Below are 21,450 nucleotides of genomic sequence, written 5' to 3' on the forward strand. Positions count from 1 at the left end.
GTCTCAACACGCAGTCACGGAGCGGCACGTCTTTCTTGGCCGCTTGCCAGCCGAAATTACGGGATCGGCCTACCAGGGTATGGCTTCGTTCTATGGACCCCTGCTGGCATCAAATCTCCATTGCCCGAAAGGAGATAGAGATGAACACGACGTCAGGTGAAAGCGCTCCGAACGATGCGCTTCGCTCTTCGGACGAGACCAGTTTCCTGTTGCGGCGGCTTCGGTTCCGGTACTCGTCGCCATTCGCAGAAATAGTCTCCCGGCTCGAAAGCGCAGTTCGGCGCTTCGATCCGGATCAGAAGCCGGCCTCCTCTGATGGCCCCGATTCGATTGCCGACATCCGCGCCAACATTCAGGCTCAGGCGACACCGAGCGGTTTCGTGCTGCTCGCCAAGATCGACCACCAGCTCCTCGAGCATCTTGGGCGCAAGGGTAAGAGCATCCAGTATGCGATCGGCAATCCGCTCGTGGCAGCCGAGCTCACCATCGCAACTTCCGGTGCGGCACTATATGCTCCCTTCAGGCTTGCGGTGATCAAAGAGGCCTTCGGTGATGCCACCACCATCCTGTGCGACGATCCGGCGGATCTCATGGGCTCGTTCGGTAACGCGGAAGCCGCGAAGATCGGCCTCGAGCTCTCGTCCAAGCTGAGGAAGCTCCTCGAGACGCTATAAGACGGTGCCGCGCCATTGCGGACGTATGACGTGCGTGATGGCGCGGTTGCCCAAGGGAGGCCCCGTGATATCCAAGCAGCGTTGCCGGTGGCTGGGAGACGAAAGCGCCGCGGTGCTCATCGTCGATGATGATGCGGAGCTCCAGGCCGACCTCATCTGCCTGTTCGCCTCAGCGGGCATAACCGCAACAGGCTTTAGTTCGGCGGCGGAAATTCTTGGGGCGACGCTACCGTATCTTCCCAGCTGTCTGATACTGGATCTCCACCTAGGGCGCGCGTGCGGGCTGGCAACGCAGCAGCGCCTGCTGGAGAAGGGATTTCGGAGTCCCGTGATCTTTCTCACCGGCAGCCCCGAACTGGCAGCGGTAGTCGATGCGATGAAGGCTGGGGCCAGCGACTTCCTGGCGAAGCCGTTCGATCCCTCCAATCTGATACGCGTGGTCCGTTCCGCGCTCGAACGGGATCGTGAGCGCTGGTTGGCTGACGAACGCATGCGGGATCTTCGTCAACGTGCGGGCAAACTGACGCCTCGCGAACTCGATGTGTTCCAATGCCTGATGCGTGGACTGCTGAACAAGCAAATCGCGTTCGAGTTGGGCCTATCGGAGATCACGGTCAAGATTCACCGATCCAATGTGAAGCGCAAGCTGCGGGCAGAATCCGTTGTGGACCTCGTTCGCAAGGGCTTTCTGCTCGAAGTCTGAACAGGTCTGGACGCATACCAGGGTATGCAGGCCCGCGACCCTTGTAGGGGTGTGGGGGCATGCCAGGCCGTGCCAGTCCGGACGAGGAAATATCCTCGTCCGGACTGGAGCCCTCAACTGTCCTCGTTCCTCTCCTCGCAAGCACAGTGCCTGAGCTGCCGCAAGCGCGGGGTCTGGCGGGCTCAGGCACTGAATTGCACGCGTCCGATGCACCGCCGCCGTTTCCGGCTCTGGTTGAGCGCCGTCTACCTGGGCTCCTCGTCCTTTATGGTAGGAACAGTGCGCGCGCAGGAAGTGGCTCTGAGTTTCGACGCGGCGGATCGCCGCTTGCGGGAGACGTCAGCCAGTTTGGAGGCCGCAGATCATTCCGTCACGGCGGCCAGGGAAACGCGCGCGTCGGTGAAAACCCTGCGCCGGCCGGTCGTGAATATCTCCGCGCAGTATATCGAGTATCAGAAATCCTTGTCGCTCGACCTGACAGCGACAAAACAGGCCGCGGCGACAAGCGCCCAGGATCTCATAGACGGCTTGCCGGGCTCGGTGCCGGCACCCTATCAGGAAGTAGCGGCGGAGATCGGCAATCGCCTGTCCCAGGCCTTGCCTGGACTCCTCGCCGCCATCCCCGACACGCTTTCCTATCGTTACCGGGACGATGTCTTCCGGCCCACCATCTCGGTCGGCATGCCACTCTATACTGGCGGGGCGGTCGGCGCGATTCAGCGAGGGGCCTCGGCGGGTGTCTCGCTTGCGAGTGCGCAATCGGCCCAGGCGAGAGACCTCGCGCGTATCAACCTGATCCGCGTCTATTTCGGGCAGCTGACCGCGCAGTCGCTGGAAGCCGCGGCGCTCGAAACCAGGGACGCGCTGGCAAAGCTGTACTCTGACGCGCAACGGATGGAGGAAGCGGGACTGACCCCGCACTCCGCGACCCTGGAAGCGCAGGTGGCGAGCGATGCGGCCGAGCGAGTATATCAAAGGGCTTCTCTCGCGTACCGGTCTGCGCAGGACGAGCTGGCGCGCCTCCTGGAGGTGGAAGCGGCCCGGCCCACGACACCGCTCTTTGTTGTCTCGCAGGCCCTGCCGCCGGCGGCGAGCTTCCTCGGGGGTGAGGATGCCGTGCCCCAGAGCCGGCAGGCCGATGCCGCGAGGGATATCGCGCGCGCAGGCGTCGATCTCGCTCGGTCGCGCTTCCGTCCCCAAGCCTATGCGTTTGGCGAGTATAATCTCAATCGAAACGGGGCACTTCCGACTGAGCCTGACTGGGTGGTTGGCGTTGGCGGCCGGTTCACCCTCTTCTCCAACGTCGGACGCGGGCATGCGCTCGCTTCGGCAAAGGCAAGGGAAATGGCTGCGGCGGCCAATGCGCGCGAAGCGCGGAAGAACGCCGCGATTGCCACGCTGCAGGCATGGGACCTGGTAGAGGCTGCGCGGCGGTCCTTTCTCCTGCTGGACAGCGGGATCAGCGCGGCAAAAGAGAATTTGCGGTCCCAGCAACTTTCGTTTCGCGAAGGCGAAGCGACGATAGCGGCCGTCCTGCGCGCCCAGTCCGCACTGGAAGCCGCGAAATCCCAGAGGATCGCGGCCGCCTATGAATATGATCTCGCGCTCGCGGGATTGCTGGCAGCGTCGGGCCAGCTCGACACCTTCTCAGACTATCTCGCGCGTGCGGACTTTCGCGTGGCGCCGGAGACCCAGCCGTGAACGACATCGCACCTACGGGCAAAGGACTGTTTCGAGCGCGCCTGCTCTTTTACGCCGCCCTGTTGATTGTCTGCATTGTCCTTGCCGTGGGACTCTGGCTCGCGAACAGGCCGTCGCAGCCACCGCTGCAGGGAGAGGTAGACGCGGACACCGTGAATATAGGGACGAAGGTTCTCTCCCGTGTGGACAAGCTTCTCGTCGATGAGGGCGACCGGGTAGAGGCGGGAGGTGTGCTCGCACTGCTTTCCAGTCCTGAAGTCGGCAATGGCCAGCTTCAGGCGCAGGCGGCGCTCGACAGCGCCCAGGCGGCGCAATCCCTGACGGACGAGGGAAGTCGGGTGGAGGACATCACTAGTCTGCGCGCAAACTGGCAGGCGGCTGAGGCACAGGCGGCTCTTGCTTCGACAAGCAGTGCGCGTGCGGATCGTCTGTTCGCACAGGGCGTGATAGCGGCCCAACGCCGGGATGAGGCGCGCGCGGCAAGGGAAAGCAGCGTCAGCGCCGCTTCGGCACTCAAGGCACAATATCTGAAAGCGGTTGCCGGTGCGCGACCCCAGGCACGACGCATGGCGGAGGCACAGGTACGCATAGCCGCCGCAGGAGCGGATACGGCGCAGTCCCTGGACCGGGAGACGAGGCTTGTTTCGCCGATTTCCGGCGAGGTGGTGCGTCGCCTGGTGCGGCAAGGCGAGATCGTGAGTCCGATCCTTCCGGCACTTCAGGTCGTTGATATCGACCATCCCTATGTGCTCGTGAACGTGCGGGAGGACGATTATCGCGGTTTGCGGGAGGGGCGCGTCCTCTCGGGACGGGTCCCGGCGCTCAGCCGTTCGCTGCGCTTCCGGGTGCGACATATCGCACCCCAGGGCTCATTCGCGACGTTTCGCGCGGTGCGGGCATCGCGCGGATATGATGTCCGCGCTTTCGAGGTGAAGCTCTATCCGGTGGAGAAAGCCGAGGGGTTGCGTCCCGGCATGAGCGTTCTCTTCGAATGGCCGCAATGAGCTTCGCACGCGCGTTTCGCAGCGAGGTGCGCCGGATCCGGCGGACACCAATCGATCTCGCACTGCTGACGATCGTTCCGGCAGTCCTGCTTGGTCTGATGGCCGCGATGATCTCCCCAGGGGCCTTTGACTCATTGCGTGTTGTCATCGTGGACCGGGACGGAGGTCCGGTTGCACGCAAGATGGTGCGCAATGTCGTGGCTTTACCCCGGATCGAGGTCATGGGGGTCACGCCAGAGATCGAAGACGCGCTCTCCGCGATCCGTCGGGAGGATGCAGTGGCCGCGCTCGTTATACCGCGCGGCATCGGAGATGGGCGGCCGGGGCGACAGCCGGTCGAGATATTCTACGAAGCCCAGTTTCTGGCGGCGGGGTCCTTCGCGTCCAATTCGCTGCAATCGGCCGCGCGCGATGCCCTGGCTTGGGGCGCAGCGGTGGAAGCACCCGGCGGCGCGGAAATTCGCCGAGTGCTCCCCGGTGTCCATGTGACCTTGCTCGGCAACCCGACGCTCAGCGTCGAATGGTATCTCGGGTTGCTTCTGGGCCCCGGCATCCTGCATCTCATCATCGCTATTACCGCGATCGCCTCGGTCGGAACGGTGATCGACAAGGGCAGCTTCGCAACTTTCGCAAGGGGCACGTCCGCGCCTGGGCTCGATCTGGCCGGCCGGCTTCTGCCGCATGTGCTGGCCGGCACCTTGTGGGGCGTCCTTTGGTTCCTCTGGCTCACGGTCGTCCGGGGGTATTGGTTCGAGGGCAGCATGCTGATCGTGGCGATGGGTCTCCTGATGCTGTTTCTCGCGACAGTCGGGATCGGAATATTGTTGCTCGCGCTGACAAAGGAACTCGCCACTTCGCTTTCCGGTGCGGTGATCATCACCGGTTCGGCACTGGCCTATTCAGGTGCATCGTTCCCAAGCGATGGCGCATCGTCCTTCGTGCGCATCTGGAGCACCGCACTGCCGCTGACCCATTATCTCCGGCTGCAGATGGACGAGGTGATGGGAACCGCCCTGGCTCCTGCAATGGCGGAAATCGCTATTCTCTTGCTCTATCCGCTCCTGACCGGCGGTCTGGCCATCTGGATGATCGCACGTTCGGGAAGGGCACAGGCGTGAGTGTCTGGCGGTCCTTCGAGAGGACGATGATGGAGATCCTGACCGCACGCGAGCTCGCTTCGCTCGCGATCATCTCGGTCATCTTCTACGCCTTTTACTATCCGGCTCCCTATGCGCACCAGGTCGCGACCGACCTTTCGGTGGTTGTCGTCGATCAGGATCAAACGGAATTCTCCCGCCGGCTTGTGCGCGATCTGAACGCAACGCAGTCGGTCCAGGTCGTTGGTCAGGTGGCGGACATGGCGCACGGTCGCGAGATTCTGCGGGATGGGCGCGCGGAAGGCGTGCTGCTGATCTCAAAGGGGCTCTCGGGCGCGATCTGGGCGGGCCGGGGCGGTGAGGGCATCGGCCTGGTTGTCGAGGGCAGCTACTTCGTTCGCGCGGAAAACGTAGTGGGAGCCGTCAGCGCTGCGGTGGCAGCACAGGCGGCCCGGTTCGGCGAAAGGATCGGGGCGGCAAACCCGGTCGAGCAAGGGAGGGCGGCGGAGGTCACCGTGCAACCCCTGTTCAACGGCGTTGCCGGCTATCGGGATTATGTCTTCCCGTCGATCGCGGTCGTGATCCTGCAACAGACACTGCTTTTCACCGCGGCGCGACTGGTTGCCGAGCGCCGTCGCCGCCGGGAACCCCCTGGCGGAATTTCGGATGCCTTGGGAGCCTGGATTGCCTGCATCCTGACAGGCCTTCTCGGCCAGGCGTTCTTCTTCGGTTTCGCCTATTGGCTTCAGGACGTGCCGCGGAGCGGGAACATGATCGGCCTGCTTCTCGCAATGCCGATCTTCTCGGCCGCGGTGGCAGCGCTCGGACTGTTGCTCGGCACATTGTTTCGGGACGGGGACGATGCGCTGAAGCTCCTTATGCCGACGTCCGTGCCGCTGGTGTTCCTGACCGGCTTTGCCTGGCCGCTCAACCAGATGCCGGGCTGGCTCGCGGCCTTGTCCTGGCTGTCGCCGGCGACGGCCGGGGTGCATTCGATTGTGCGCTTCAATCAGATGGGGGCGTCGCTACCCGAGGCGGCCGCACCTTTGGGCGTCCTGATATTCCTGACGATCCTCTTCCTGTCTGGCTGGCTCTGGCGTAGCCAGGCTGCGTCGCCAAGTTCAGTGGACATGGACGATGACGGTCGCGCAGAGCCGGCATGACCTGCCTCCCGCTTCTCGCTCCGGTGTGCCTGAGGCATGAGATTCGGAAGGACCCTACCGGGAGGCGTCATGACGAGGAGTAATTTGCGGCTGAAACTGCCGCTGGTGCCGGCCTCCTTTTTCGGGATCGTGCTCGGCTTGGCAGGCCTCGCCAACGACTGGCGGGCAGCGCATCTGGCCTGGGGGCTGCCTTCGGCGGTCGCCGACGTCATTTACGGCGCCGCATTGCTCATCTGGGCCCTGCTGCTCGCCCTCTACAGCCTGAAATGGATCGGGGCGCGAAAATCGGCCTTGGAAGAGGCCATGCACCCAGTGCAGTGCTGCTTCGTCGGACTCGTGGGCGTGGCAACGTTGCTGGTGGCACAAGGGGCTCCAATGGGCTGGCGCCCCTTGGCACTGGCACTATTCGCGCTGGGCGCAGTCTTTACCTTCGGTTTCGGCATCTGGCGCACGGGCCAGCTTTGGCAGGGAGACCGTGATCCGGCGACCACGACTCCGGTACTCTATCTGCCTCTGGTAGCCGGCGGGTTTGTGACGGCGACTGTCGTGTCGGGGTTCGGCTATCCAAAGTGGGGCGAGCTGGCGTTCGGAGCGGCCTTCTTCACCTGGCTCGCCATCGAATCCGTGCTCCTCCACCGCCTTTACACCGCCCCGGCGCTTGCGCCCGCACTTCGTCCGACGCTGGGCATCCAGCTTGCGCCGCCTGCAGTGGGCGCCACTGCCTATCTCGCGGTGGCGGGCGGGGAGGGAGGCATGCTGGCCCATATGATGATCGGCTACGCGTTGCTGCAGGTGCTGATCCTTGCGCGCGCGATCCGCTGGATCGCGGCACAGCCTTTTGGTCCTGGCTATTGGGCATTCACTTTCGGTGGCACGGCGCTCGCCGGCGCGACGATTAGATTGTCCATGGCCCCGGGAGAAACTGCGCTTGCAGCGCTTGCGCCGTATCTCTTCGTCGCCGCAAATCTGTTGGTGCTGGGCATCTTCTTCCTGACGCTTGGGCTGCTTATCCACGGACGCCTGCTACCGGCGCCGGTACCGGAGCGCTGAGCGAATGGAAATGTGGGGGAAATGGAACCGATCATGTCATGTTCCAGCGGCCGGCCTTAGGGGCTTGGATGAGACACGATCCTGCCATGACTGGCCGGCTCAGCCAGGGCGATAAGATTCCGGGTTTTGCCACGAAGTCCTCAATGCCGGGCCGGTCTGGGGCCTAGGCGGCCGCGCTTTCGGCTTCCGCAGGCGGGAGCGTGAAGAAGAACTCCGCGCCGCCTTCGGGTCGGTTGCGGGCCTGCAGGACGCCGCCGAACCTTGCCACGGCGTTGCTGCATATCAGCAAGCCCATGCCGATGCCCTCCGCCTTGGTTGTGAAAAAGGGATCGAACACCTTCTCCAGCAGGTTCGTAGGTATGCCCTGGCCTGTGTCCGTCACGGACACCCGGATACCTTCGGAAGAGGGCGTGATAGACACTCGTACGCGCCGCTCTCCTTCGTGATCCGCCATAGCCTCGGCAGCGTTCAGGATGAGGTTCACCAGGACTTGCTGCAGATCGACTCGGTCCGCGCTGACCAAAGCGCTGCCCCGACTGCAATCGATATCGAGTGTGGTCTGGGCTTGCTGGACGTCGCGGCGCAGCAGCTCGGCCGTCTCCTGTGCCAGCCTGCACAAGTCCACCTGCGTTGCAGCGCGCTCGCGCCCGGAGATGCTCTCACGGATTCGACCGACAATCCCTGAAATCCGCTCCGCTGTCCTCGACACGCGCTCCAGGATCCGGGGGAGGTTCTGCGCCGCGGGTTCGCCGCCCTGAGTGAGGCGCAAGGCGATGCCTGCGTCTATCATCATCGAGCCTATCGGTTGATTGAGTTCGTGCGCAAGCGATACCGAGAAGGCGCCGAGCGTTGCTGCGCGATTAGCCCTGGCAAGTTGCTCCTGCGCCGCCAGGCGCATCTCTTCCGCTCTTTGCTGGAGGGTCAAATCCACGAGGCTGGAAAGCTGGTGCTCATCGGGCAGCCGGTGAACGCTGTAGAAGACCGGAACCCGCAGGCCGTCCTTGCCGATCAGCACGGCGTTTCCCTCGGTATCGTTCCGGCCATAGAAGCAAAGCTCGAGCTGCTTCACCATGATGAGTTCGATGTCCTCGGCAGTCGTTGCCACGGGCCGCTCAAGCATTTCGTCAAGGGATTCGAAACCCATCAACCTGGCCGTCGCTGGATTGACGCCGACCGTTCGTACGGCGGCGATGCACGCGCGCAGGACCTCGGGATGCTGTGCGAAATAGCTGGCCAGATCGCTCACGCCTTCTGCCTTCAGGCGATCGAGTATCACCACCGCCTCACTGAAATCCTGCTCCGCGAAGGTGATGTTGCTGATCTCCCACAGGATCGAGAAACGCTCCTGGCTCTTGGCGAGCGCTTCGGTCCGTTCTTCGACCCGGTTCTCGAGCACGGCCATGAGCTCGGCGACCTTCTGCTGGGCGAGCACTTCCTCATGGGCGTCGGAAATGCCGCCATACCAGCGGATAACCGCATCCGACCCGGGCGCCCGCACGGGGCGCCCGATCAGCGACATCCACCGATATTCGCCATTGGCGTGCAGAAGGCGGAAGACCGCGCGGAATTCGGTCCCGGTTTCCAGCGCGTACGAACGACGGGACCAATATTCGGGGAGATCGTCTTCGTGGATACACTGGCGCCAGGTCTTCTGCGCGATGGCCACGTCATGATCGTGACCGGTCAGATCGGTGTAGCGACGATTGAGGAAGTCGACGCCGCCTTCGGGCGTGCCCCGCCAGATGAGATAGGGCACCGAATCCGTAAAGGTTCGCAGCTCGTTCCGGCTTTCCTCCAGTTCGCCAAGGAGCGTTCTCAGGCTTACCAGAGTGAAGCCGGCGAAGCCGATGGCGATGATCGCGAATGCCAGACCTGCCAGCCGTTCGGCCATCGGCAAGGCGGAAGGAGACGCCAACGTCAACAGCGTTGCGAATATCGCGGCACCACCGGCTGAGATCCAGATGTCTCGGGCAATTCCGGTCCGCGACGCTGCCGTCACGGATACCAGGAAAAAGAGCCAGGCCGGAGCATCCAGCCCGGCCGCCATGCCGATCACGAACCCTGCGCCCGCGGTGGCGATCGCAGCGCACCGCCAGCCAAGCCGGGCCTTACTTACCTTCACGTCGAGCTTTTCCGTCCAGTGCCAGGACCATGACCGAGAGGTTCGGCTCAACTCGCATATCGATCGCTCCGCCTGACAGCCGATTTCAATATGTACGAACGCGGGAGCTTGTCGAGGGAACGCGCGGGGCAAGCCGGATCTCGATGGGCGGCTCCATCTGGAGCGGCGTTGGTCACGTCTCTCAATTTCCCGTTGTCGGCTGGATCATTTCGAACCCGAAGCGATCGGGAGCTACCTGTACCTCGGTATGGGATTGCGTGTGGGCGGCCGCGCCCGTTGAGATGCCACTTCGGGCGTTCCGCTCCCGACGTGCCGTGCAGACCTTGGTCGCTCGAACCCATACCGACGTGCAGCTGTCTCCGCGGGCTCGCCGGTGGTTAGCCTTCTTTCGACGCGACGCCGGTTGTGGCGTCGCGATGCTGGAAAAACGGAAAGCGGCGGTCACCCGATGGACAATCTCATGGATATCACGCGCCGGCAGCTGGTCGGCGGCGCTCTCGCGTCCACGGCGCTCACGATGCTGCCGGGCACCGCCCTTGCCGCCGAATTCTCCGGCACCTTTGCAAAAGGAACTACTGGCGTGGGTACGATCAAAGTCGCTGACGGTACCGAGATTTTCTTCAAGGACTGGGGGCCCAAGGGCGCGCAGCCGATCGTGTTTCATCACGGCTGGCCGCTTTCCGCGGACGACTGGGACGCGCAGATGCTGTTCTTCCTGCAGCAGGGCTATCGCGTCATCGCGCATGATCGGCGCGGGCATGGGCGGTCGACCCAGACCGACACCGGCAATGACATGGACACCTATGTCGCCGACGTGATCGCGCTCACCGACCATCTGGACCTGAAGAACGCGGTGCATATCGGCCACTCGACCGGCGGCGGCGAAGTGGCGCGATATGTCGCGCGCGCGAAGCCCGGACGGGTTGCCAAGGCAGTGCTCGTCAGCGCGGTGCCGCCGATCATGATCAAGTCGGCAAAGAACCCGGGCGGCACGCCCAAGGATGTCTTTGACGGCTTCCGCACCGCGCTTGCTGCCAATCGCGCGCAATTCTACCTCGATGTGGCGAGCGGCCCCTTCTACAACTTCAATCGCCCGGGCACTCCCGTGATCCCGGGGACGATCCAGAACTGGTGGCGCCAGGGCATGATCGGCGGGGCCAAGGCGCATTACGACTGCATCGCAGCCTTTTCGGAGACGGACTTCACCGACGACCTCAAGGCGATCACCGTGCCGACGCTGGTCATGCATGGCGATGACGATCAGGTGGTGCCGATCGCGGATGCCGGCTTGTTGTCGGTCAAGCTGCTCAAGAAGGGCGAGCTCAAGGTCTACAAGGGTTACCCGCACGGCATGCTCACTACCCATGCCGATGTCCTGAATCCCGACCTGCTGGCCTTCATCAAGGCCTGAGCGACACCTGCTTCATGGGAGCCGGGTTCTTTGACGCCACCGTTCTGACGGGCAGCAAGGCAGACGAGACGCTCGCCATGGACAAGGCCGGGGCGGTCCGACGGGCCGTCCCGGCGACGCAGTGCCGAAAGAATGGTTCGCACATCAAGGAATATGGAAATGAGCAATCTGGGTGGGAAGGCCCTGGTCACCGGCGCCTCCATGGGGATCGGAGCGGTTTATGCCGAGCGGCTGGCAAAGGTGGGCGTTCGCTGGTCCTCGTTGCACGCGATGCGGAGCGCCTCGAGCAGCTGGCTGCGAGGCTCCGTTCCGAAGCGGATGTCGGGGTCGAGATACTGCCGGCGGATCTCACGAAGGAGAGCGATGTCGCGGTGGTGGAGCAGCGGCTCGCCGCTGGCGATGTCGGCCTGCTGGTGAACAATGCGGGCATGTCGCTCAAGGGTGGCATCCTTGAAAATGAGCCTGCCGCATTTTCCCGCATCATCGCGCTGAACGTGACCGCGCCGACCCGGCTCGCCGCAGCGGCCGGCAAGGCATTTGTCGCGCGAGGGGGCGGTGCGATCGTCAATGTCTCGTCGGTCCTGGCGCTCGCGCCGGAGATGTTCGAGGGCATTTACAGCGGCACCAAGGCCTATCTGCTCAATCTGAGCCAGGCGCTGGCGGCGCAGCTCAAGGACAAGGGCATCTATGTCCAGGCGGTCCTCCCGGGCGCGACCCGGACCGATCTTTGGGAAAAGGCAGGCCGCGACGTGAACAGCTTCCCGGAGGGGATGCTGATGGAAGTCGGGGACATGGTCGATGCGGCCCTTATCGGTTTCGACCGCGGGGAGACGATCACCATCCCGCCGCTTGCGGACGAGGTGCAGTTCACCGCGATGCAGAATGCACGCCTGGCGATGGCGCCGAACCTTTCGAAGAGCGCGGTCGCACCTCGCTATCGATTGCCCTTGGCCGGCTGAGCAAGCGCCGGGCCTGGGCGACCTGATCTCAAATCCCGTCCTTCAAGGGACACTGACAATGGAATTCATATGACCGATCTCGTCGACTTCGTGATCGATGCCCATGGCGGCTTCGACCGCTTCAACAGCTTTTCGACCCTGCAGGCCGACCTCGTGCAAGGCGGCGTGCTCTGGGCGCTCAAGGGGCAGCCGACCGTGCTCGAGCATGCGCATGTCCAGATCGACCTGAAGCGAGAGCATGTCTCGCACTAGCCTTTTTCGCCGACCCGAAATCACTCGAACTTCACCCCGGAGCGCGTGACGATCGAGGCGCCGGAAGGTGGCGTTGTGGAGGAGCTGCTTTCTCCGCGCCAGTCGTTTGCGGGATATGAAATGGAGACGCCATGGAGCCATCCGCAGGTCGGCTACTTTGCCGGCTACACCATGTGGACGTATCTCACTTCGCCCTTTCTGCTTCGCCAGCCGGGCGTCGTGACCCGGGAAGTCGAGCCTTGGACCGAGAATGGCGAGACGTGGCGCCGCTTGCGTGCCGAGTTCCCCGACACGATCGCCACGCATAGCAAAGAGCAGACCTATTATTTCGACGAGAAGGGCCTGCTCCGCCGACATGATTATGAAGTCGACATCCAGGGGAGCAACCCTGCGGCGCGCTATCTGACCGAGCCGGTCACCGTTCAGGGCCTGACCCTCTACTCCAAGATGCGGATCTGGCCGCGCCGGCCGGACAATCTGCCGGCACCGGACCCGCTGATCGTCTCGATCGATCTCTCCAACTACCGCTTCTTCTGATCTCACACCACCCGGAAGCCTCCTGCTTCCGGGCGGTGTCTTATGCGCAAGGAAAACAGCTAATGGCCGATCCGATATTCTCGCCGGCAGTCCCTGAGTTCATCACGGTCGATGGACTCCGCATTCGCTTTATTCGCACGGACGGGGAGGGGACGCCGATCCTCCTGACGGCGCCATGGCCGCAGAGCATCTACGCCTTTCACGGAATCTGGTCCGAGATAACGCCATTGGGTCCGGTGATCGCGCTGGATCTGCCGGGCTTTGGCCGATCCGAGGGGCGGCCGGACCTCATGTCGCCACAGGCGATGGGCGATTTCCTGGTCCGGTTCGCACGCGCCCTGAGCCTGCAGCGCGTGCATGCCGTGGGGCCGGACGTTGGAACTTCGGCGCTACTGTTCGCTGCGCATTCTGCCCCGGATCTTTTCGAGAGCATCACCATCGGTAGCGGCGGCGCGCGCATGGACTTGGTTGGAGCGGGCCTGCGCGGCGTGATCGAGGCGGCGCCTGGCAGCTTTGGGGAGGAGGACGGTGGCCCGCAGGTCGTGGCGACCATCACCCGCAATGCCCGGCACCTGCCCCCGAAGGAGGCGATGGAGGATTTCCGGGCCTCCTCGGCGGGCCGGCGCTGGATCGAGGCCGCCGAATATGTGCGGGCCTATCCCAGGGGCCTGGCACGGCTGGGTGAACTTTTGCCGTCGATCGAGGCACCGGTGCTGGTGATTTCGGGGCGAGACGATCCGATCGTCCCTCCGTCCAATGGCGACTATCTGGCCGAATTCCTGCCGGCTGCGGTCAATGTGATCGTCGCTGCCGGTCATTATGTCTGGGAGGATGCGCCCGAGGAATATGCGGCATTGATCCGCGATTGGGTACAGGGAGGCCATCGGGATCCCGGTCGTTTCCCGGCCAAGCGCAAAGTCTGAACGCGTCGGCCTGATCGGACGTCGTGGGATGAAAACAAGGCGCCGGAGAGCAATCCCCGGCGCCTTGCGCTTTTTGAACCCGAGTACGGTTGCGCTCGAGTTGTGCTTCAGCTTCCGATGCTGGACACGCCTTGATGCAACGCCTGCTCCCGGGCGGGCCGGGGCAGGCGTTACGCTTTCGATCAGCCGGCCAGGAATGCGTTCACATCAGCAGAGAATTCGGCATGATGCTGGAAAAGGAAGCCGTGTCCCGCATCCGGATAGATCTTCACGATCGCATCGGGAATCAGGCCGCCGAGAAGGTGCGAAAGGCTCGGCGGGATCATCGCATCCGCATCGCCGTTGCAGACGAAGGTCGGCTGCAGGATCCCCTGGAGCCGCTGCAGCTTCGAATGATCGGGGATGCCCCAGTCGCACACCGCGTCATAATGCGCGTCGCGGGTCTGGAGCGAGCTCGCGACGTCACGGTCCTCGGCGCGTTCCATGAAGCGTCCGAGATACTCCACGCCGGCGGCCTGGCTTGTCTCGGTCGGCTTGAAGAAGGTGTAGAGAAGCTCTGCCGGGCCGGGCTCGTCCTTGCGGACGGCGTCCGCGATATCCTTGCGCCAGCCATGCATCTTCGGACCGCCCTGCGGTGCCGTCGCCGCGAGGATCAGGCGCCGGACCATATCGGGGCGGATCAGCGCGATTTCCTGTGCCACGAAGCCGCCCAGGGAGAAGCCGAGAAGATCGATCTGGCGCAGGTTCAGCGCGTCCAGGAACGCAATGAGATCGCGTGCCATCTCGGCGATGGTGGAAGGCGTCGTTCCATTGGTTGAGCTCACGCCGCGATTATTCACCAGGATGACTTCGCGCTCGGCAGCGAGGGCATCGAGGATCGCCGGGTCCCAGGTCTCGAGGTCGCCGCGGAAGCGCGGCAAGAGCACGAGCGGAACGCCCTTGGTCGTGCCGAAGCGGCGATAGGCATAGCGCACCTGGTTGGCGGCTTCGACGAACAATGTGGGAGCCGTCGCTGTCGTATGATTGCTCATCTGGAATCTCCTGAGAACTGAGCGGGGAGGGGGAGGCGGGGAGCCGTGATTCAGCTGTCGAGGGTCAGGAACTGGTGGATCGCACTCGCGACCACCGAGCCTTCGCCGACTGCGGATGCCACTCGCTTGATCGATCGCGCTCGAACGTCTGACCCTCGCGAACATGCGGTTCGTTCCGGGCGGGCCGGTTTGCGATTCCCTGAGCACTCATTGATTCAGGCCGCGACGGTGGCGTCAGGCAAATGGAGGCGACGAAGCGCCGCCTGTGCGACTGCTTCATCCTGGTCCGGGGTTCCGCCACTCACGCCGATCGCGCCGATAACAGCCCCTCCCAGGATAACAGGGACACCACCGGGAAGGGTGAGGTACTTGCCGCCCTCTGCGCTGCCCACGCCGAACAGTGGGGCGCCGGGCTGCACGAGCGCCGTGAAATAGCCGCTCGGCGCGCCAAAGGCGCGGGATGTGCGCGCTTTCGCCAGGGCGAGATCAAAGGCGCCCGCCCAGGCTCCGTCCATCCTCGTGGCAACGATGATTTCCCCACCAGCATCGAGCACGACGATGGTCGATTTCACGGGGGTTGCCTCCGCCGCCGCGATCGCCGCGGCAATCACGATGTCCGCCTCGGGAAGCGAAAGGGATTTGATGGTCTGGGGCATGATGCTCGGGTTTCCAATGGCCTGAGCAGTCCATGACATTGGCTCCCGTCCCGCCCAATCAGGCGAAGTTATGGGGCATGCATCCCAAGGTATGGCATGGGGGAAGGGGGCGGACCGCTGGCAATTGGCGTCGGAACCGGGCTAGTTTGGGTGAGGGCGTCAGCGGGTTCTGCGGGAAGCGTGAACCGGAAGACCGCGCCCACGGGTTCGTTCTCAGTCGCCCAGATATGGCCAGAATGGTCCTCGAGTATCTCCCTGCAAATGGAAAGACCGATGCCCAGGCCGGATGGTTTGGTGGTGTTGAAGGCCTGGAACAGCCGGGGGCGAATTGTCTCGGAAATGCCCGCTCCGGTATCCCGGACCTCGACGCCGACCTCTCCCCCTGCGGACCAGGTCCCTACAGCAATCTCACGCCGGTTCGCCGAGCTGGTCTCAACGGCCTCGACCGCATTGACGATCAGGTTCATCACGACCTGCTGAATCTGCACCCTGTCCGCATTGACGGTCGGGAGATCGGGAGCGAGGCTGGCCACCAGCTCGACCCCGCGGCGACGGGCGTCCGACCCAACGAGAGCGACGGTGTCGTCGATCAGCTTGTTCAGGTCGACATGGCCCTTCTGGCCGTTGTGCCGGCTGAAGGACTTCATCCGTTCGAGGATGTCCGCGGCGCGCTGGGCCCCGGCCATTGCCCGCTCCAGGGATCGGCGCGCCGCCGGCACGTCAGGGGAGGGGCGATTGAGCCAGTTGAGGCCGGCCATGGCTGTCGCGACGACACTGGAGAGGGGCTGCCGCACGTCATGGGAGATGGTCGCGGACAATTGTCCGAGCGTAGCCAGCCTGTTCGCACGCGACAGGTCATCCCGGAGTTCACGCATCCGTATCTCGGCGGAGCGGCCTTCTTCCTCCGCCCGCACACGCGCGGTGACGTCCTGAAGCGCCCCGATATACTCGACTGCCTCTGATGCATTGTGAACGGGATGGGCCACGAGATGGATGATCCGGGTATCTCCTTCCGAAGCTACCACCCGGAACATGCAATCCAGATCGGTCGTGCCGGCCCTGGCGACAGCACCGAGACCGCGCAACATCTCATGGTCGTCCGGATGCACGCGGCTATAGAAGAGCTCGGTGCTTACGGGCTCGTCGGCAGCCACCCCGAACAATCTGTGGGTTTGCGCTGACCATTGCAGGAAATCACTGCTCGGGCACCAGGCGAAGCTGCCCGTAAGGCTGACGCGCTGCGCCTGTGCCATCAGCGCTTCGCTGCGCCTGAGTGCCTCGCTGGCGAGCTCGAGCTCATGGGTGCGCCTGGCGACAAGACCGTCGAGCTGCGACGCATAGTCCGCCTGCTCGTCGAGAAGACGGCGTTGCTGCAGCGCGATGAGCGCCTGGCTCGCCGCGACATTCAGCAGGAGTCTTTCGGTGGCGGTCGGAAAGTTCTCCCGGACGCTGCCGACCAGCACAAGCCCGAATTCCGAACGGGTGCCGAGGTCCAGGGCCGCGAGATTGAGCGGCTTGCCTTCGATCTCGTTTCGAAAAGTGCAAATGCCGATGCGGGGCACGCCTTGAAGCCAGTCGTGTGCGAAAGCCCGCAGACCCTTCTCCACCGCGCTCTCGCTCATGCTCCCGCAACGTTGGCAGTCGATCGCGCCTCCGTCGGCGTCGAACAGGCGCACGGTGATGAAATCCGGGCCGAGCATCTGGGTCAGCACATCGGCGAGCAATTCCCCCAGGCGCGCCAAGTCAGCCCCGTCCCACAGGGAACGAAGCGCCAGGAGGCCGACCAGATCGTTGATGCAGGCCCGGAGGTCGTCGCACTCGTCGGAATCGGATCGTCCGTTTCCGCCCAAATGGTGCGCCCCTTCTAGCAGCAATGTCGGTTCCGTTGTTTGCGTTCGAGGCCGGAAAGGACCGTCTGTGGCCGGTCGAAGAACGGGTTCTCGTGGATATGCCCGTTCAGGATCACCGTGGGATGGGTGCGAAGGGCGTTCACCAGAATTTCGCCGGTCCATTCCGGGATGCGATACGCGCAAATCGACGCATCATCGGCATTCATGCTGTCGAACCCGTGAAGCTGCATGGTCGCTTCATATTCGAGCATCTCATCCGCAGTATGGATGATCTTCGCATACTCATATTCGCAGAAGAACCTGGTGCGCGGATAACCGGTGGCACGTCCGTCGGCGCACAGGCCCCGAAACAGCTTCACGGTCTGCATATTGTCCCACGGACCGAGGTCGAAGAAGGTCTGGTCCCAATTGTTGATCGTCAGCTGACCCGATGCGATCGCGCCAGCCACATCGATGCCGCCTGCCGCGAGGCGCTCCGCATGGTCCTGGGTGCGGGACGGGTCCACTGTGTGGAACGCTCGCTCCCCGCGCTCGATGCCTCCGCGGAAAAAGGGCATCATGACCCGATATTGCTCGTCCAGATCCTGGAAGATTCCGCAGACATGTCCCGCGAGCGAATCCCAGTCGGTGCCCGTCAAACCAGCGCTTCCCGGAACCCGATCTACATCCTGCGTCATCATCCATCCGTCCCCCGCGCCGGCTGAAACGAGCATCGGCGGAATACCCCCCTCCAGATCGCATCGGGACAGTGAGAAGCAATATGTACCTTGGTACGGGTCAGGCCTGCTGCGCGGCGAACCCGCGGAAATTTCTCGTCCGGAGAGCCTTCCGCTTCGCGGTGCCACACGGTCGTCTGACCAGCCCATACCATCGTAGTCCTTCAGATGGCGGCCGTCGCAGGCGAAATCGCGGGCTTCTTCGACCCAAGCGAGAGTTGTTATGAACAAGTTGGCAGCAGAGACGATCGAGGCGCATGGTGGTCTCGACAGGTGGCGCACGTTCAAGACGGTCAAGGCGCATCTCATCCAGGGCGGCGGTCTCTGGGATCTCAAGGGCGTCGGTGGCATCCTCGCAGACACCAGCGTGACAGTGGACCTGACAGCCGAACGCGCTTCGCACGAGCCGTTCGGCGATGCGTCGCGCAAGTCGCTTTTCACGCCGGGACGAGTAGCGCTGCTTTCCACCGCTACCGGTGAGGTCCTTGAGGAACTGGTCGATCCGCGGGCGTCGTTCGTCGGGCACAAGCTGGAGACGCAGTGGACCGAACTGCAGCTGGCCTATTTTGCGGGCCACGCCATGTTCACCTATCTCAACACTCCGTTCCTGCTTGCATGGCCCGACGTGCAGAGTGAGGAAATCGGCGAATGGGAAGAGAATGGCGAGACCTGGCGTCGCCTGCGCATCACCTATCCGGACAGCATCGCGACGACGAGCAAGGTGCAGACCCTCTACATCGGCAGCGACGGCCTGATCTATCGGCATGACTATAACGTCGAGATCTCCGACAACGTCACCGGCGCCCATTATCCGTCGGAATATGTCGAGGTTCAGGGCATCAAGTTCCCGACCCGGCGGCGCATCTACACCCGTGACGCCAACGACATCGCCAATTTCGAACAGATGACCGTGTCAATCGACCTCGACAACATTCACCTGAGCTGATCCGACTGCAATAAGCCGGCAAAGAAAAAGCCTGGGTGGCCGATTTGTATCCCGGGCCGCCCAGGCCGTTTTCGTTTCAGGGTCTTCTGCAGCGGACCTCGTAAAACGATGAAGATCCGGCCGCTGAGGCGAGAGTTGGCGTCTTTCCGGACGACGCACTTACAATCTGTGTTAAACCGCATTCGAAAAGGGCCAATTTCGCCAGCTTAGGAATGGGACCCCACCCCGGCGATGCTGTCCCCAAGGGCGGCTCTCAAGGGCCTCCATGCCACCACCGCCGCGCGGATCCAAAGCGCTGGCGGCGGTGGTGGCATGGAGGCTGGGCCCCACCAGCAGACGAATAGCGGACTTGGACCCGCTGCGAAAGCAGCGGGCCCCGTTACAAATGAGCTACTGCTGTTTGCGGTGCACGGTGAGCCTGCGCCCGTTGGCGAACACAACCATTGTGCCGTCGAGTTGAAGCTCTACCCTGACCCTCGGAGCGATCCGGGAACGATCTTTATTCGTTCCCTCGATAAGATATTCGTGACCCTGAAAGGAAAACGTCAAGTCCTTCGTGACCCGGCACTCTTTGCGAAGGGCGAGGGCGCTTTCCAACGCATCAGGATGAATCGGACGATGACTATCGCCGGAACGCCGTGGATTCCGTCCGAAGCGAGAGTTGTGGGCTTCCATGAAGCCCGGGACAAATTCATTCGCTGCTTCGATGCTTGATATACCCTCGCGCCGAAAAGCCTTTACCAATCGATCTTGCAGCGTTCGATTCATCCGTTCGACGCGACCCTTTGATTGTGGCGAGTGGGCTATCGAATGAATGATCTTCAACCGTTCATCTAGCGCAACTGTGAAGTCCGTACGTTTTTCCTTAGACCATATGGCTCCATGCTTATCGGTCTGAATACGCAAAGGGCGGCCATGCTCTGAAATATAGCATTTCACCGTTCGAAAGTAGGCATTGCGATTTTCTCGCGGGAAGAACCGCAATGTCTGCAGTCTCCCCGTGGCGTCATCGACCATCACCATCGCGGTACAGCGAGGGCCGCGCCCTTCGAACCAGTCGTGGTCGGAGCCGTCCATCTGTACCAGGTCCCCGTAATTGGTCATCCGTCTCCGCGGCTGGTGGAGTGCGCGCCGCGTGGCTCGGTCGGTTGCCCAAAGGCCAGCGGAGATCATCCACCGGCGCACCGTTTCGGCAGACACCTTGATACCGTGTTTCTCCGGCAGGATTTCCGCGATGAGGGTAGGACCGTAGTCGCTATAATTTTCCCGTATAAGCGCGAGAACTAGCGTTTTCACCGATGAAGGAAACGCACGATTGCTCTGAACTCCGCGGGACTTTGAGATCAAACCGTTCGGCCCGGCGAGGCGATACCGTTGCAACAGCCTGTAAACCTGGCTCTTTTTAACCTTCAGAAGCGATGATGCCTCAACCCAGGTAATCAGGTGCTTATCCAGCAGTACCAGGATTTCGACACGAGCGAGTTCCTCTTGGCTGAGGGTTACCAGTGGGCGATTGCTCGAAACCGTACCTGATTGCTCCGTTTTTCGAGTTATTGGATGTTTCGTCCGAGCTCGCATGGAGCCGCCGGACAACCGGGCAGACGGGTCCTGCATCGGAATGTGATCCATGTCCGATTCCTTATCTGATCGCTATTGACGAGGCGCAGCAAACGGCAGCGAGGCGATGCCATCGCTTGACTGTTTGCTCGTATTTTGGCAGACAAGGGTTGCTTAGGACCAATGTCCGGAAGAGGCCTGCTTTACCGAGCGGGCCTTTTCTTTTGCCGCAAATGCGCCGGTGTGATTATCAAAGAGCTAGCTCATTTCGCGCCTCCTTCGCTGTGAAGCGTAGAATAGCGTTCCGGCCATAGGTCAGCAGGGCTGCACCCTAGCGCCACGGCAATCGCTGATTCGATTCGACGACTACGGCGAAACCCCCGACTGACAATCGACACCGTGCCCGGCGCCACACCCAAATCCCGTGCGATGCTTGAGAGCGTCAGCCCCCTCAGCGCCAACGCACCTTTGATGCGAGCGTGCTGCCTATCGTCGATCATCTGCCTTTGAGACCCCAACACATGTCGAATGCCAGCCTACAAAACTCGGCACTGATGATGGTACCAATGCATCTATAGAGTCAATATTCAATGATGTTAAGTTATAGCCGAAGCTTCACGCCAAATATTGGGCGATAAATTTTGAAGAAAATGTGGATAAATTCAGGATTTATCTGGATCAATATCTACGAGATTCAATTCCACCTACGTTTCACTACGGACTAATTGCTATTTATCCGCAAGGCTGACCGATTTTACTTCAAGGGTCAGGATGCATCATCCTGACATGCACTCTTTCGACGTTTTGCTCGGGACCGATGATCTGGCAGAGTTGGGTCTCAAGAGCTGGCGACCCACAAGGCTCATATTTTCTCCTGGTTCATCCAGATGCCAGGATAAATTCGGCATGTTCCGGCATGCTTCGAGGCGACGGTCTGCGGGGATTTTCAGGAGAAACTGCAAGTCCCTTGCGCTCCCGATTTCGTTCTGCGACGGTTTTGACGCCACCGGTCAATCCCGGCGGCGGGGCTTCAGAACCCCAGAGCTCACGGCCGGTCACACATCGTGTGGCCGGGTGGCCGTCGCGCATGTCCAAGGC

20 protein-coding genes are annotated in these 21,450 nt (G+C 62.5%); 13 read left to right on the forward strand and 7 right to left on the reverse strand.

Annotated elements, in window-relative coordinates; translation table 11 throughout:
- Nucleotides 1-140 precede the first annotated feature (140 nt).
- The 7 genes from GGR46_RS07555 (at nt 141) to tehA (ending at nt 7,392) form a co-directional block, all read left to right on the forward strand.
- The gene (locus GGR46_RS07555; protein WP_183996045.1) at nt 141-674 is read left to right on the forward strand and encodes a DUF302 domain-containing protein; all 534 of its coding nucleotides are present in this window, start codon (nt 141-143) and stop codon (nt 672-674) included.
- 64 nt (nt 675-738) lie between these two features.
- On the forward strand, nt 739-1,377 hold the full coding sequence (locus GGR46_RS07560; protein ID WP_183996047.1) for a LuxR C-terminal-related transcriptional regulator: 639 nt from the start codon (nt 739-741) through the stop codon (nt 1,375-1,377).
- 207 nt (nt 1,378-1,584) lie between these two features.
- The gene (locus tag GGR46_RS07565) at nt 1,585-3,078 is read left to right on the forward strand and encodes a TolC family protein (protein WP_183996049.1); all 1,494 of its coding nucleotides are present in this window, start codon (nt 1,585-1,587) and stop codon (nt 3,076-3,078) included.
- Nucleotides 3,075-4,082: an HlyD family secretion protein gene (locus tag GGR46_RS07570; protein WP_343058067.1), complete on the forward strand. Its 1,008-nt coding sequence runs from the start codon at nt 3,075-3,077 to the stop codon at nt 4,080-4,082. Before GGR46_RS07565 ends, GGR46_RS07570 begins: the two co-directional genes overlap by 4 nt.
- A complete protein-coding gene (locus GGR46_RS07575) occupies nt 4,079-5,200 on the forward strand; it encodes an ABC transporter permease (RefSeq protein ID WP_183996051.1) in 1,122 nt (373 codons plus the stop codon). Before GGR46_RS07570 ends, GGR46_RS07575 begins: the two co-directional genes overlap by 4 nt.
- A gap of 29 nt (nt 5,201-5,229) precedes the next feature.
- The gene (locus GGR46_RS07580) at nt 5,230-6,342 is read left to right on the forward strand and encodes an ABC transporter permease (protein ID WP_246425920.1); all 1,113 of its coding nucleotides are present in this window, start codon (nt 5,230-5,232) and stop codon (nt 6,340-6,342) included.
- 69 nt (nt 6,343-6,411) lie between these two features.
- Complete coding sequence (tehA, locus tag GGR46_RS07585) at nt 6,412-7,392, forward strand: dicarboxylate transporter/tellurite-resistance protein TehA (protein ID WP_183996055.1); 981 nt, start codon at nt 6,412-6,414, stop codon at nt 7,390-7,392.
- Nucleotides 7,393-7,555: 163 nt separating this feature from the next.
- On the opposite strand, the gene GGR46_RS07590 is transcribed toward tehA, so the two are convergent.
- Nucleotides 7,556-9,514, reverse strand: coding sequence for a PAS domain-containing sensor histidine kinase (locus GGR46_RS07590; protein WP_221262578.1), 1,959 nt, complete (start codon nt 9,512-9,514; stop codon nt 7,556-7,558).
- Nucleotides 9,515-10,094: 580 nt separating this feature from the next.
- Between GGR46_RS07590 and GGR46_RS07595 the strand changes: the two genes are divergently transcribed.
- From GGR46_RS07595 to GGR46_RS07610, 5 genes are all read left to right on the forward strand, one after another.
- Complete coding sequence (locus GGR46_RS07595; RefSeq protein WP_343058094.1) at nt 10,095-10,925, forward strand: alpha/beta fold hydrolase; 831 nt, start codon at nt 10,095-10,097, stop codon at nt 10,923-10,925.
- A 77-nt stretch (nt 10,926-11,002) separates the two neighbouring features.
- A complete protein-coding gene (locus GGR46_RS07600; protein WP_343058095.1) occupies nt 11,003-11,884 on the forward strand; it encodes an SDR family NAD(P)-dependent oxidoreductase in 882 nt (293 codons plus the stop codon).
- A gap of 69 nt (nt 11,885-11,953) precedes the next feature.
- Complete coding sequence (locus tag GGR46_RS25155) at nt 11,954-12,136, forward strand: hypothetical protein (protein ID WP_221262579.1); 183 nt, start codon at nt 11,954-11,956, stop codon at nt 12,134-12,136.
- Nucleotides 12,137-12,256: 120 nt separating this feature from the next.
- Nucleotides 12,257-12,673: a hypothetical protein gene (locus tag GGR46_RS25160; protein ID WP_221262580.1), complete on the forward strand. Its 417-nt coding sequence runs from the start codon at nt 12,257-12,259 to the stop codon at nt 12,671-12,673.
- A 62-nt stretch (nt 12,674-12,735) separates the two neighbouring features.
- Complete coding sequence (locus GGR46_RS07610) at nt 12,736-13,596, forward strand: alpha/beta fold hydrolase (protein WP_183996061.1); 861 nt, start codon at nt 12,736-12,738, stop codon at nt 13,594-13,596.
- Nucleotides 13,597-13,778: 182 nt separating this feature from the next.
- Here GGR46_RS07610 and GGR46_RS07615 read toward each other — a convergent pair whose 3' ends face one another.
- The 4 genes from GGR46_RS07615 to GGR46_RS07630 all read right to left on the reverse strand — a co-directional run bounded on the left by GGR46_RS07615 (nt 13,779) and on the right by GGR46_RS07630 (nt 17,846).
- Nucleotides 13,779-14,627, reverse strand: a complete 849-nt coding sequence (locus GGR46_RS07615; protein WP_183996063.1) for an alpha/beta fold hydrolase — start codon at nt 14,625-14,627, stop codon at nt 13,779-13,781.
- A gap of 215 nt (nt 14,628-14,842) precedes the next feature.
- Nucleotides 14,843-15,283 carry a GlcG/HbpS family heme-binding protein gene (locus GGR46_RS07620; protein ID WP_183996065.1) on the reverse strand — a complete coding sequence of 147 codons (441 nt, stop codon included), beginning with the start codon at nt 15,281-15,283 and terminating at the stop codon, nt 14,843-14,845.
- 68 nt (nt 15,284-15,351) lie between these two features.
- Nucleotides 15,352-17,157, reverse strand: coding sequence for a sensor histidine kinase (locus GGR46_RS07625; protein WP_183996067.1), 1,806 nt, complete (start codon nt 17,155-17,157; stop codon nt 15,352-15,354).
- Nucleotides 17,148-17,846, reverse strand: a complete 699-nt coding sequence (locus GGR46_RS07630) for an MEDS domain-containing protein (RefSeq protein ID WP_183996069.1) — start codon at nt 17,844-17,846, stop codon at nt 17,148-17,150. Before GGR46_RS07630 ends, GGR46_RS07625 begins: the two co-directional genes overlap by 10 nt.
- 226 nt (nt 17,847-18,072) lie before the next feature.
- Here GGR46_RS07630 and GGR46_RS07635 point away from each other — a divergent pair, with 226 nt between their 5' ends.
- Complete coding sequence (locus tag GGR46_RS07635) at nt 18,073-18,795, forward strand: hypothetical protein (RefSeq protein WP_183996071.1); 723 nt, start codon at nt 18,073-18,075, stop codon at nt 18,793-18,795.
- Between the two features lie 390 nt (nt 18,796-19,185).
- On the opposite strand, the gene GGR46_RS07640 is transcribed toward GGR46_RS07635, so the two are convergent.
- Both GGR46_RS07640 and GGR46_RS25915 read right to left on the reverse strand, forming a co-directional pair.
- On the reverse strand, nt 19,186-20,424 hold the full coding sequence (locus GGR46_RS07640; protein ID WP_183996073.1) for an ISNCY family transposase: 1,239 nt from the start codon (nt 20,422-20,424) through the stop codon (nt 19,186-19,188).
- A 191-nt stretch (nt 20,425-20,615) separates the two neighbouring features.
- Nucleotides 20,616-20,852 carry a helix-turn-helix domain-containing protein gene (locus GGR46_RS25915; RefSeq protein WP_183996075.1) on the reverse strand — a complete coding sequence of 79 codons (237 nt, stop codon included), beginning with the start codon at nt 20,850-20,852 and terminating at the stop codon, nt 20,616-20,618.
- Nucleotides 20,853-21,450 lie beyond the last annotated feature (598 nt).

This window comes from Sphingomonas kyeonggiensis (genome assembly GCF_014196745.1).
GTDB classification, from domain to species: Bacteria; Pseudomonadota; Alphaproteobacteria; order Sphingomonadales; family Sphingomonadaceae; genus Sphingomonas; species Sphingomonas kyeonggiensis.